This window comes from Nonlabens xylanidelens (genome assembly GCF_002934445.1).
In the GTDB taxonomy this organism is placed as follows: domain Bacteria; phylum Bacteroidota; class Bacteroidia; order Flavobacteriales; family Flavobacteriaceae; genus Nonlabens; species Nonlabens xylanidelens.
In genome coordinates, this window is sequence record NZ_PTJE01000002.1 from 273,431 (window position 1) to 286,693 (window position 13,263).

At 33.3% G+C, this 13,263-nt stretch carries 12 protein-coding genes; 8 read left to right on the forward strand and 4 right to left on the reverse strand.

Annotation, left to right across the window (positions count from 1 at the left end):
- Positions 1 to 45: 45 nt before the first annotated feature.
- The gene (locus tag LY01_RS06350; protein WP_104514988.1) at positions 46 to 1,530 is read left to right on the forward strand and encodes a nicotinate-nucleotide adenylyltransferase; all 1,485 of its coding nucleotides are present in this window, start codon (positions 46 to 48) and stop codon (positions 1,528 to 1,530) included.
- A gap of 98 nt (positions 1,531 to 1,628) precedes the next feature.
- Here the strand turns inward: LY01_RS06350 and bcp are convergent, their stop codons facing one another.
- The gene (bcp, locus tag LY01_RS06355) at positions 1,629 to 2,078 is read right to left on the reverse strand and encodes a thioredoxin-dependent thiol peroxidase (protein ID WP_104514989.1); all 450 of its coding nucleotides are present in this window, start codon (positions 2,076 to 2,078) and stop codon (positions 1,629 to 1,631) included.
- 37 nt (positions 2,079 to 2,115) lie between these two features.
- On the opposite strand from bcp, the gene LY01_RS06360 reads away from it, so the two are divergent.
- A complete protein-coding gene (locus tag LY01_RS06360) occupies positions 2,116 to 2,778 on the forward strand; it encodes an endonuclease III domain-containing protein (protein WP_104514990.1) in 663 nt (220 codons plus the stop codon).
- A 105-nt stretch (positions 2,779 to 2,883) separates the two neighbouring features.
- Positions 2,884 to 4,185, forward strand: a complete 1,302-nt coding sequence (locus LY01_RS06365; RefSeq protein ID WP_104514991.1) for a hypothetical protein — start codon at positions 2,884 to 2,886, stop codon at positions 4,183 to 4,185.
- Between the two features lie 164 nt (positions 4,186 to 4,349).
- Here the strand turns inward: LY01_RS06365 and LY01_RS15105 are convergent, their stop codons facing one another.
- Together LY01_RS15105 and LY01_RS06370 are read right to left on the reverse strand one after the other, a co-directional pair.
- Positions 4,350 to 4,496 (reverse strand): hypothetical protein, encoded by a 147-nt coding sequence (locus tag LY01_RS15105; protein WP_170034531.1) that lies wholly within the window; start codon positions 4,494 to 4,496, stop codon positions 4,350 to 4,352.
- 74 nt (positions 4,497 to 4,570) lie between these two features.
- Positions 4,571 to 5,155: an RNA polymerase sigma factor gene (locus LY01_RS06370; protein ID WP_104514992.1), complete on the reverse strand. Its 585-nt coding sequence runs from the start codon at positions 5,153 to 5,155 to the stop codon at positions 4,571 to 4,573.
- Between the two features lie 207 nt (positions 5,156 to 5,362).
- On the opposite strand from LY01_RS06370, the gene uvrA reads away from it, so the two are divergent.
- The 5 genes from uvrA to LY01_RS14995 all read left to right on the forward strand — a co-directional run bounded on the left by uvrA (position 5,363) and on the right by LY01_RS14995 (position 11,897).
- Positions 5,363 to 8,164, forward strand: coding sequence for an excinuclease ABC subunit UvrA (gene uvrA, locus LY01_RS06375; protein ID WP_245890650.1), 2,802 nt, complete (start codon positions 5,363 to 5,365; stop codon positions 8,162 to 8,164).
- Positions 8,165 to 8,255: 91 nt separating this feature from the next.
- Positions 8,256 to 9,332: a magnesium/cobalt transporter CorA gene (corA, locus tag LY01_RS06380; protein WP_104514993.1), complete on the forward strand. Its 1,077-nt coding sequence runs from the start codon at positions 8,256 to 8,258 to the stop codon at positions 9,330 to 9,332.
- Entirely contained in the window at positions 9,323 to 10,642 is a 1,320-nt protein-coding gene (locus tag LY01_RS06385) for an SH3 domain-containing protein (protein WP_104514994.1), read from the forward strand. The genes corA and LY01_RS06385 overlap by 10 nt, the downstream gene beginning before the upstream one ends.
- Positions 10,643 to 10,928: 286 nt before the next feature.
- Positions 10,929 to 11,507 carry a hypothetical protein gene (locus LY01_RS06390; protein WP_104514995.1) on the forward strand — a complete coding sequence of 193 codons (579 nt, stop codon included), beginning with the start codon at positions 10,929 to 10,931 and terminating at the stop codon, positions 11,505 to 11,507.
- 111 nt (positions 11,508 to 11,618) lie between these two features.
- Positions 11,619 to 11,897, forward strand: a complete 279-nt coding sequence (locus tag LY01_RS14995; RefSeq protein WP_146080373.1) for a hypothetical protein — start codon at positions 11,619 to 11,621, stop codon at positions 11,895 to 11,897.
- A gap of 87 nt (positions 11,898 to 11,984) precedes the next feature.
- Here LY01_RS14995 and LY01_RS06395 read toward each other — a convergent pair whose 3' ends face one another.
- Positions 11,985 to 13,241, reverse strand: a complete 1,257-nt coding sequence (locus tag LY01_RS06395) for an aminotransferase class I/II-fold pyridoxal phosphate-dependent enzyme (protein ID WP_104514996.1) — start codon at positions 13,239 to 13,241, stop codon at positions 11,985 to 11,987.
- Positions 13,242 to 13,263: the final 22 nt, after the last annotated feature.

Sequence of the window (13,263 nt, forward strand, 5' to 3'; positions counted from 1 at the left end):
AGTACGGCTGTTTGCTACCTTTGTGAGAACAGCAAAAGATATATAATGGGAATTACCTTACCAGGAGATCATGATTTTGAATCAGTTCCGTCTATAAAGAATAAAGTTTTAAGAATTAACCTGAACCGTAATATTTACGGAACCTTTGCTGAAATAGGCGCTGGACAGGAAACCGTACGACAGTTTTTTAGAGCTGGTGGTGCCTCTGGTACTATTGCAAAAGCGATGAGTGCTTATGATAAGGACTTTTCTGACTCCATTTATGGTGTACAAGATGACGGCCGTTATGTAACAGAATCTCGTTTAAAGAAGATGTTACAACACGAGTCTAATCTTATAGAAGAAAGACTATCGAGAGAAAAACATCCAGAAAAATTATTCTTTACCTATGCAAATACGGTAGCAACTATAGATTTTGCAAAGCGTTATTTAGGTCACGGATGGGTAGGAATAAGATTCCAAGCTTCTCCAGAAGAAGAGTATTCTGAGATTATTCTTCATGTTCGTTTTAAAGAACGTGATGCACGTCTACAACAAATAACACTAGGTATTTTAGGTACTAACCTTATATATGGTGCTTTTTATAAGCACGATAACCCTAGAAAATTATTAGAATATTTATACGATCATATCGATAAGGATAAGATTGAGATAGATATGATTAACTTTTCTGGCCCACGATTTAAGCAAGTTGATAACCGTTTAATGAGTTTACAACTTCTTAAACACGGTATGACAGAGGCGGTAATGTTCGGCCCAGATGGTAATAATATTTTAAGTGCGCGTATTCTTTATAAAAAGAATGTACTGGCGTTGCGTGGTAGTTTCCGCCCGGTGACTAAAGTGAACATGGATATGTTTGAAACCGCACGTCGCAGATTCTTAAAATCTGGAACTGTAAAAGAAGAAAATGTAGAAACCATTTTTGAAATTACTCTTTCTAACTTAAGGTCTCAAGGAGAAATAGATGAAGAAGATTTCATGCACAGAGCAGAATTGTTATGTTCTCTAGGACAAACAGTTATGATATCTAACTTTAAGGAATACTATAAGCTAGTAGAATACTTTAACAACTATACAAAAGCACGTATAGGACTGGTAATGGGTGTTAATAATCTAGTAGAAATATTTGATACAAAATACTACACTCATTTAAGTGGTGGTATTCTAGAGGCCTTTGGAAAACTATTCTTTAAAGACCTGAGAGTATACCTATACCCTATGCTAGATAAAGAAACTGGCGAACTTACTACAAGTGAAAATCTAAAAGTACACCCACGTATGAAGGAACTTTATAAGTTCTTTAAATACAACGGTAAACTTAAAGATCTAGAAGACTATAATCCTGAAATACTTCACATATTCTCTAGAGAAGTATTGCGTATGATAGATGCAAATGAAGACGGATGGAAAGAAATGCTTCCTGAAGGTATACCAGCATTGATGGAAAAAGAGAACCTCTTTGGCTGCAACAATAAAGTAACTTCTCATAAAGATACCGACTCTCACGTAGAAGACGCACCTTTATAGTATAAGTAACTTTTAAATATAAACCCCAAATGGTTGATGAAATTCAACTATTTGGGGTTTTATAATTTTAATAAAACTACATTAATAAGTTAATAGCCTTATAAAATCTGAGCTGCGTGATCTTTAGTTTTCACTTTACCTATCACATCGGTAATCACGCCATTTTCATCAATAACAAAAGTAGTGCGGTGAATACCATCGTATTCTTTACCCATAAACTTTTTAGGTCCCCACACTTGAAATGCGTTTAACAACTTGTGATCTTCGTCTGCAAGAAGGTCATAGGGTAGTTCATATTTAGTTTGAAAATTCTTCTGTCTCTTAGGACTGTCTGCACTTGCTCCTAGTATTTCATAACCGCTTGCGCGAAAACGATCTACATTATCCCTTAAATTACACGCCTCGGCCGTGCAACCTGGCGTACTTGCTTTAGGGTAGAAGAATAAAACCAATTTCTTACCTGAGAAGTCAGACAAAGAAACTGTTTTCTCATCTTGATTAATAACCGAAAAATCTGGAGCCTTATCTCCTACTTTTAATGAAGTCATATCGTATTTTTGAATGAATTAAAGCATAAAGATAGGAATGAACAAATCAGAAAAAGTTGAATTTATCATAAATAAATTAGCAGAGTTATATCCAGAAATTCCTATACCGCTAGATCACACGAGCCCTTATACCTTATTAATAGCGGTTTTAATGAGTGCTCAAAGTACAGATGTACGTGTTAATCAAATAACTCCACTCCTATTTGACCGTGCAGATAATCCTTATGATATGGTAAAATTATCTGTCGACGAGATACGTGAAATCATAAAACCAGTAGGACTATCACCTATGAAAGCAAAAGGTATACATGGACTATCACAAATTTTAATTGATAAACACAATGGTATAGTACCTAGAACTTATGAAGAGCTAGAAGAATTCCCTGCAGTAGGACATAAAACTGCAGCTGTTGTTATGGCACAATCCTTTGGGATCCCTACATTTCCTGTAGACACACACATACACCGATTAATGTACCGCTGGAATCTGACTAATGGTAAGAACGTCGTACAAACAGAAAAAGATGCTAAACGTCTCTTTCCAGAAGAAGTATGGAACGACCTACATCTTCAAATTATCTGGTACGGTCGTGAATATAGTCCCGCTCGCGGTTGGGATCTAGAAAAAGATATCATCACAAAGACTGTTGGTAGAAAGACTGTTCTTGATGAGTATTATAAGAAGCTGAAGAAAAGGTGAAAACGTAAAACACAATATTTAAATTCTTAATAATAGAAAATGATAAAGATATTTAGTTACCTTATAATTATATATATTCTAGCAATTAGTTGTCAATCTCCCAAAATGAATAATCAGTTTGAAAAAATTGATTTCCCTACGACTAGCTTTATAATAAATCAAACAAAAGACACTACTCTATTTGGACCAGAAGGAACAAGGATTTTTATAGGTTCTAAAACATTTGAATTTCCTAACGGTACTCTAGCAAAAGATTCTATTAGGTTAGATTTAAAAGAATTTTATAAAAAATCAGATATAGTTCTTGCCGAATTATCAACTGTTTCAGATAGTAAATTACTTGAAACAAGAGGGATGATAAAGATAGAGGCATCCTCAAACGGTGAGATACTTTCCTTAAAAAAAGGGAAGGAAATTGTAATTCATTTTCCGAAAAAGAAATTTGATTTCACTAAAAAAATGAATCTTTTTTATGCTGATGAAACTGCAACAGACAGCTCTGCTTTAAACTGGAAAATTGACACTGTAAATCTTGTTAAAAAGACTCTTAAGCTTAGCTCATTTGGCTGGTGGTATCCTTCTACAAATGACTCAACAAGCTATAATTTCATTCCTAAAAAACGGATAGATACTTTATACAGCTGGAACCCTCTTGATTATTATATAAGAGCTTATGATTTCACCTCAGAAACGAAAAAAGAAATTGAGACTACTCTTAACAAAAACGATTATCCGAATTTTGAGAATTGGAATGATTACGGTGTGGAATGCGAAATGGAAATTTCTAAAAATGGCCGTCTCAAGAACATTAAGATAAATACTAAAGTTTCAAATTCTACAAAACAAGAAATAGTAAAATTCTTAAAAAACTTACCCCTACTCGAACCTGGTAGAAACAAAAATGGTGATATTATTGAAAGAAAAGGTTTATTATTTATTCAAGGAGGAAATGTAATACCTCTCTATCAAACTAAAAAAGAATATATCACCTCATTTGATCGGAAATATTCAAAGTTTGAAAAAGAAGTTATAAAAGACATTGATGATGCAGAGTTAGAATACTACATATTCAGTGTTACTAATCTTGGCTGGATCAATTGTGATATATTTATTGATTTTGATGAAAAAATGGATCTAATAGTAGACACTCCTCTTTCTTCTAATACAAAATTAAAAATGGTTTTTAATGAGTTTGATGGTGTATTGAAAGCAAATACAAAAGATGGAAAATATACATTCCTAAATGTTCCCAAAGGGCAAACAGCAACCATCATTGGGATACAAAATAATAATGGTAAAATAATGGTTGCTTTTAAAGAAATTAACATCTCTATTAACCAAATTAATGGTTTAAAATTTGAAGAGACAACTCTTTCTGAATTAAAAAATAAACTTGATAACTTATAAAAGTACACGTAATTAGTTTTACCAATAAAAGTAAATCTAGTCTAGGAGTAACTAAAATATTTTTTTCGCGAAAGCGAAAACATCATTAAAAAAGAAATCCACTCTCAATAGCAATGAGAATGGATTATCTAACTGAAAACATAATTGATAATAGGCTGATAATATCAATTATTAAATGTCTCAAACGTCATATTCTTGTATCGAGTCACACTTAATGCTTTTGAGAAACTAAGTAAAAAGTTGATAGTTTCTTTTTTGGGTCCTGTTGGTTTCACTGGTTCAGGTAATGATTCATTGTAAAGTTTTGCCATGTGCAAGTAAGTTTATTTTTGAATTAAACGCACTTTTCAAAACTATATTATAAGAAATGACCAGAAAAAGTTATTTATCTTGTTAATACGATATTATGCTTATCAATTACTTTACGTAAGTTAATTAAGGCATATCGCATTCTCCCTAAGGCTGTGTTGATACTCACGTCTGTAGATGCTGCTATTTCTTTAAAGGACATCTCTTTAAAGATGCGCATAGTAAGTACTTCTTTTTGATCTTCTGGCAGTTCTTCTACCAGACGTCTTACGTCTTCATGTACCTGACTGGTAATCATGTCAAATTCCATGCTCTCTTCTCCATCGCTTATTACATCAAAAATATCAAAATCATTACGAGATTGAAATTTAGGCATGCGTTTATTGCGACGGAAATGATCGATGACTAGATTATGCGCAATACGCATCACCCAAGGAAGAAATTTACCTTCTTCATTGTACTTACCTTTTTTAAGGGTACGTATTACTTTTATAAATGTATCTTGAAATATATCTTCAGTAATGTCGCGATCCATTACTTTAGAAAAAATAAAACTGTAGATTCTTTGCTTGTGACGTACGATAAGAGTTTCTAATCCCTTTTCATTACCTTCCATATACTGCCTTACCAACGCAGCATCTTGTACATTTTCTAATTTCATATTATAACAACTTAAGTGACCTCAGATAGAGCCTTAGATCAGATTTTTTAAAGTAGTGTTATAGTATAAGCAGTATGTTTAGAAATTGTTACCGGGATAAATATACCAACATTTATTCCACAAATACAAAAAGTGACAACATTTTTTAACATTTTTATTACAATAAACGATTTTTTGAAGGACAAAGTCCCTCTTATCTTTGTAGTTATGCCAGAAACAAAATTGTTTGCCGATATAGACCAGTTAAGCCCTAAAGAGAATATTCTTATTAAAGGCGCACAACTACACAACTTAAAAGATTTAGATGCTGTTATCCCTAGAAATAAACTTGTTGTAATAACCGGTTTATCTGGTAGCGGTAAGTCTTCTCTAGCTTTTGACACGCTATATGCAGAAGGTCAACGTCGTTATGTAGAAAGTCTTTCTTCTTATGCAAGACAATTTTTAGGTCGTTTAAATAAGCCTAAAGTAGAATATATTAAAGGTATTGCACCTGCCATCGCTATTGAGCAAAAGGTAAATTCTACTAACCCTAGATCTACGGTAGGAACTACTACTGAGATTTATGATTATTTAAAATTATTATTTGCTCGTATAGGACGTACCTACTCACCTATCTCTGGCGACGAGGTGAAAAAAGACACTGTAACAGACGTTGTTAATTATGTAAAACAACAGGACGAAGGTTCTAAATTGCTATTAACTACCAGACTTATAGTTAAAGGTAAACGTGATATTGCTGCACAACTGCAGGTACTCTTACAACAAGGTTTTACACGTATAAAAATAAACGACAGCGTCCATAGAATAGACGAAGAAGATTTGACTTATTCTAAAAAAGACGAAGTAAAAATAGTCATAGACCGTATAATCGTACGAGATAATGAAGATTTCTATAATCGACTAGCAGACGCTATTGATACTGCTTTCTTTGAAGGAAAAGGAGTTGCCTTTATAGAACACATGGACGGCAGCAAAGTGCGCGAGTTTACTAATAAATTTGAACTAGACGGCATAGAATTTCTAGAACCTAATCCGCATTTGTTTAGTTTTAATAATCCTTATGGCGCCTGTCCTAGATGTGAAGGTTATGGAGATGTAATAGGTATAGATGCAGACCTGGTGATTCCTAACACCGCACTTTCTGTATATGAACAAGCTGTTTTCCCATGGCGTGGTGAGAGTATGTCTTTTTATAATAACCAGCTTATTATTAGTGCTGGTAAGTTTGACTTCCCTATTCACCGACCATGGTTTGAGCTTACTGAAAAGCAAAAACGACTGGTTTGGGATGGAAATAAATACTTTGAAGGAATTCATTCCTTTTTTGAAGAACTAGAAGCAAAAGCATACAAGATCCAGAATCGTGTCATGTTATCTCGATACCGTGGTAAAACTAAATGTAGCAACTGTAATGGCGCTAGATTGAGAAAAGAAGCAGACTATGTAAAAATAGCTGACACTACCATAACAGATCTGGTAACGTTACCTATTAAAGAGTTGGTCTTATTCTTTAAAGATTTACAATTAAACGATCACGATCAACAAATTGCAAAACGTTTACTTATTGAGATCAATAATAGACTTGCTTTTTTATCTGACGTAGGGCTAGATTACTTAACCCTTAATCGTAAATCTAATAGTCTTTCTGGTGGAGAATCTCAACGTATCAATCTAGCGACATCTTTGGGTAGTAGTCTGGTAGGTAGTATGTACATTCTAGATGAGCCTAGTATAGGTTTACATCCACGAGACACAAAACGATTGATTAAAGTACTCAAGAATTTACGTGATTTAGGGAATACGGTCATCGTCGTGGAGCATGATGAAGAAATCATGCAAGCCGCAGACCAAATTATAGATATAGGTCCAGAGGCTGGTACTCATGGTGGTGAAGTGGTTGCTGCAGGAACACTGGACGAGATCTTAAAATCTGACAGTCTTACTGCAAAGTATTTGAATGGATCTATGGAGATTCCGCTTCCGCGAAAGCGAAGACCTAACAAGTATTATATAGATATAAAAGGTGCGAGACAGAATAACCTGCAGAATATAGATGTGCGTTTCCCACTAGGTGTTTTAACTATGGTAACCGGTGTTTCTGGTAGTGGAAAATCAACTCTGGTAAAACAAATTCTATATCCAGCAATCTTAAAAAAACTAGGTGGTTATGGAAAAAAAGCAGGACAATTTACAGAGATATCTGGTAAGTTTGAAAATGTAAAAACAGTAGAATTTATAGATCAAAACCCTATAGGTCGCAGCTCTAGATCTAATCCTGTAACCTATATAAAAGCTTATGATGACATACGTAATCTATTTGCAAATGAGAAAGTTGCAAAAATAAGAAACTATAAGCCTAAACACTTTTCTTTTAACGTAGATGGCGGTAGATGTGAGACTTGTAAAGGAGATGGTGAAGTAACTATCGAGATGCAATTCATGGCAGATGTTACTCTCAAATGCGAAACCTGTAATGGAAAACGTTTTAAGAAAGAGATTCTAGAAGTGAAGTTTTTTGATAAGAATATAGACGATGTTCTCAACTTAACTATTAACGATGCAATAGCGTTTTTTAACACCAATAAAGAAGCTAAAATCACAAGAAAACTACAACCTTTACAGGACGTAGGATTAGGATATGTAACCTTAGGACAAAGCTCTTCTACCCTATCTGGTGGAGAAGCTCAACGTATTAAGTTAGCTAGTTTTTTAGTAAAAGGAACCACGTCAGATAAAACGCTTTTCATATTTGACGAGCCTACTACTGGACTTCATTTCCATGATATCAATAAATTATTAGATAGTTTTAATGCATTAATAGAAAAGGGACACTCTGTAATTGTGATAGAACACAACATGGATCTGGTAAAATGTGCTGACTATGTTATAGACCTAGGTCCAGAAGGCGGTAAACTAGGTGGTAAATTAGTCGCCGCAGGAACACCTGAAGAAGTGGCTAAGATTAAAGACAGCTATACCTCTCCTTACCTGGCAGAAAAATTATAATTAAACAGACTCTCGCGCTATATAAATGAGTGCGATTTATTCAGTTTAAACTTATTACATTTGATTAAGTCTGCATTCTAAAGTCATATTCATGAGAAAACCTAATATAAGATTGCGTCGTAAAGCGACACCTAAGTCTAGAACTAACGTATTCCAGCCACCTGGAACCATTTCTTATGTAGGAGAAGATAGGACTGGCGAAGTTAGCGCAGAGACTATTCTGTATGATGAGACCCATTTTTCTAAGCAAAATGGTATATTCTTAGATCAATTAAAGGAAAATCGTGTTAATTGGTTTAATGTAGATGGAGTACATGATATCGCTATATTAGAAAAGATAGGTAGTAAATTTCATTTACACCATTTACTACTAGAAGACATAGCAAACACTACGCAACGTCCTAAAACTGAATTTTACGGAAACTATATATATCAATGCATTAAGATGATTTCTTATGATGCAGAGAATCATGAACTTAATGAAGAACAAGTAAGCCTAATACTAACTGAAGACGCTGTTATTACTTTTCAAGAGAAGACAGGAGATGTATTTGAAAATATTAGAGACCGCATAGAAAACAGTCGTGGTCGCATAAGATCTGTTAAAAGCGATTATTTATTCTATGCTCTTATAGACAGTATAATAGATCACTACTTCATAGCTGTTGAACAAATAGGAGAATATCTCGATCAACTAGAAGACGAAATTTTTGATAACCCTCAAAAAGATTCCCTGAATAAAGCACAAAAGAATAAAAGGATGCTGCTTCAATTGCGTCGTGCTATTTTTCCTTTAAGAGAATCTATTTCTAGGTTGCTTAAAGAAGACAGCGCCCTGATAGAATCTAAAACACATGCTTATTTTCAAGATGCCTATGATCACTGTATTCAAATTATAGAAACCGTAGAATCTTATAGAGAAATAAATGCTGGATTACGTGACATGTACCTATCTAGTGTAAGTCATAAGATGAATCAAATCATGCAGGTACTTACTATTATGTCTTCTATATTTATACCACTTACTTTTCTAGCAGGTATTTATGGAATGAATCTACCTGACATGCCAGAAATGGGATGGGAAAATGCTTATAGTTATTTCTGGATTGCTTGTGGAGTCATATTCTTCTCATTACTGGGCTTTTTTAAGTGGAAAAAATGGCTTTAGGCTTATCAACATCTGTAAAAATTGTTTTTGCGGCCTTCATCCTACTCTTAATTTTAAGTTGTGAAAATCAACCACAAGAAATAGAGATTGCTTTAAACGACATTTCTTTAAGCGGTAACACAATTGCAGTAGGGTTCGATAATGAACCAACTAGAAGTTCCCAAATAATATCGATACAAGACAAAATCTATAAATATGTCGATGCACCTTCTGGTTTAAATTTTAGAGATGCGCCTAAGGGGAAATTACTTGGCAAATTTCCTGATAATTATAGATTAGAAATTCTTGAAATGACAGATGTTTCCAGCATTGTTAAAGATGGGAATAAAGAAATCTCTGGCACATGGGTAAAGGTTACCACTGGTCGTGTAATAGGTTATGTATTTGATGGTTATTTATCAGATAACTATAAAGAGATAGCATATGAAAACAACATTAATAATCTCTCTATTCTTACCATGGATAGTTATGAAAAGAAGAATGATGAAACTATTCCATTTATATCCTTGACAGACGGTTATTGGTCTAATCGTTTTCCTAAAGTTCTAGAAGAATATCAAAATGAATCGAGCATAAATAATGACGAAAAGCAAAACGAAATCTATTACCATATAAAAGGTGAAGAAAGAATTACTTTTTTAAACAATAGAGAGATAGACGAATCAGATTTTTTATTCATTTATAACTATCAAACAGATCAATTAAAACAATTTAAAGTAAAAGATGTACCTCTTTTTACTCATGAAAGTATTTATGGTGGTGGTGATTATCTTACCGGTTTTAACCTAGAAGGATTAATAGAAACTAACAACTACTCCTATTATAATTCTTTTGCACATGTAGACAAAGAAAACCCCTTCCTGACAAATTCATTAAGTAGCATTAATTGGAAAGCTATAAATACAAGCAAAGTGCCTAAAATCGAATTGGCCTATGGAGAATTTTTTAAATCTACTCAATACGATATAAAAGTAGCCTATCACTATGTAATAGATAACAACGATTACTACTACACACGTAATAGCTTTGACAATGGAACTTACACGGCAGACTACATATTTGCATTATCTCCATCTAAACAGGTCTTATACATGACAGAAGTAACTGACAGTGAAAGTCACAGTCCTTCTCTTTACCTTGAAGAAAACACGGAACTGCCAAAAGAGCCGAATCATTATGCTGGCAGATTATTTAAAGATAAACCACCTGTTATTTTCGGACTTTACTATACTAGTTTTGGTTGTCCATTTATCGCATTTTTAGACGATAAAGAACGTATTATTTATATACAATGTGATAATAGACATTAAAGGTTAAAGAAATAAATCATTATTGATAATAAAAGACCTCAAATTTTTAGAATATGACAATAAACGTAAAAATATATTATGCGCGCATAACACTTTGGCACAGGTATTGCTTTATTAGTTATGAAGGTTAACAAGAGTAATTTTCAAAAAGTTTTTTGGTTGGTTAGTAAGAATTCCTGAGTTGTCATCTTGATAGCTCGGGATTCTTCATTTTATGACAATTTGTATTTTATGCCCAAAACAAATCCATACCAATAACCATTTAAATAATAACTACTTTTGATATATGAAGCAAATAATCACCATAACCTTACTCCTATTATTTATAAGCTGTAAAACAGATTCAAAAAAACCTGTCGTAGAAAAATCTGTAAAAACTGAAAAGGTAAAGAAAGAACTTATTTTTCCTAATGACTTTTTAGGCATTTATAAAGGTAATTTAGTAAACACAACCAGTAATGGATTAGAAGATATTCCCATGGAATTTCATTTACTTGCTACAACTGACAGTTTAAAATATGATTATAAAATATTTTACGGTACAGAACGAGAAGAAAGAGCCTACACTCTTATACAAACAGGAAATAAGAATATTTATGAGCTAGACGAGAACAATGGTATTATTTTGCCTATAGCACAATCACGCAACACCTTATTTAGTACCTATGAAGTGGCTGGTAATTTAATAAACAACAGCGAGGTGTTTTATGAAGACCGTATGGACTTTATGATAACCATGTCTAGTTTAGAAAACAAAGAAGAAACAGGAGAATCTGCTGGTTACAAGGTGAATAGCTATCCTATTTTAGTAATGCAACAAGCTACGCTTTATAAAGTCGAAGTTGAGTTACATAATGGTAAGTAATATTTAATGACGTAGAATTGAACTTGATCTTTTGAAGATTAATATTTTAAAAGCAAAATTAAAGTTAGATTTTTAGCATTATAAATTTATTAACCATAGAAAAATTAAAACATGACTAACTATAGAGCATGGGCATTTAGATTATTTTTATATCTAGTCATTATAAATATAATTGCAACCATAATTGTAATAAATAATGATTTTACTATTATAAATAAACTTTCAAACATTTTAAATATTACATCTATTCTAGCTATGTTTTTTTTATTTACTGGAATAATTCTCACCATAATTATGGTTATTAAAAAAGAAGCAAAGGACTATAAATATTATGTTTCTGTAATCGGTTATCCTTTATTGATTTTATTTCACTTATCGTCGTTGCTATAAATTCATGAAACTCTACTAAAATATTAACCATAAAAAAAGTCCTGTTTAGACAGGACTTTTTTTTTATAAATATAATCTAGTTATCATTTATGCAAACGCAGCAGCAACACTAGCACTTAATCTTTTATAAACACCACTATCTAGACGCTCACGTATACCTTCAAAGGCAGTTAACGTCTCTTCTATGTCTGCCATAGTGTGTGATGCAGTAGGAATTAATCTCAATAAGATTAACCCTTTAGGTATAACTGGATATACAACTATAGAACAAAAGACACCAAAGTTTTCACGTAAATCTTTTACTAGAGCCATAGCTTCAGGAATACTACCTTTAAGATAAACTGGTGTTACACACGATTGAGTAGTACCTATATCAAAACCACGATCTTTAAGTCCACTCTGTAATGCATTTACGTTTTCCCATAGCTTTTCTTTAAGCTCTGGCATAGTACGTAACATATCTAGACGTTTCAAAGCACCTACTACAAGTTGTGATTGTAACGACTTTGCAAACATTTGAGAACGCAAGTTATATTTTAAGTAATCAATTATTTCTTTATCAGCTGCAATAAAAGCACCTGTACTAGCAAGAGATTTTGCAAATGTTGCAAAGTACACATCTATTTGATCTTGTACACCTTGCTCTTCACCTGCTCCAGCACCAGTTTTACCTAGAGTACCAAAACCGTGAGCATCATCTACAAACAGTCTAAAGTTGTACTTTTCTTTAAGAGCTACTATTTCTTTTAATTTTCCTTGCTCTCCACGCATACCAAAAACACCTTCAGAAATCACAAGAATTCCTCCACCAGTTTGTTCTGCTATTTTAGTAGCACGTTGAAGGTTCTTCTCGATGCTTTCTAAATCATTATGCTTATAAGTAAAACGCTTACCATGATGTAAACGTACACCATCAATAATACACGCGTGTGCATCTACATCGTAAACGATAACGTCATCTTTAGAAACTAAAGCGTCTACAGTAGACACCATTCCTTGATAACCAAAATTCAATAAATAAGCTGCTTCTTTATCTACAAATTCTGCAAGCTCATTTTGTAGTTGTTCATGAAGATCAGTATGACCACTCATCATACGTGCTCCCATAGGGTAAGCACTTCCATACTCAGCACCAGCCTCTGCATCTACCTTTCTTACCTCTGGATGATTTGCTAATCCTAAATAATCGTTAACACTCCAAGTAATTACTTCTCTACCGTTAAATTGCATACGGTTAGAAATAGGTCCTTCTAACTTAGGAAACACAAAATATCCTTCAGCTACACTCGCCCATTTCCCTAGCGGTCCTTTGTCCTTGTATATTTTATCAAATAAATCTTTCATATCACTAATTAAGCTCACAAAG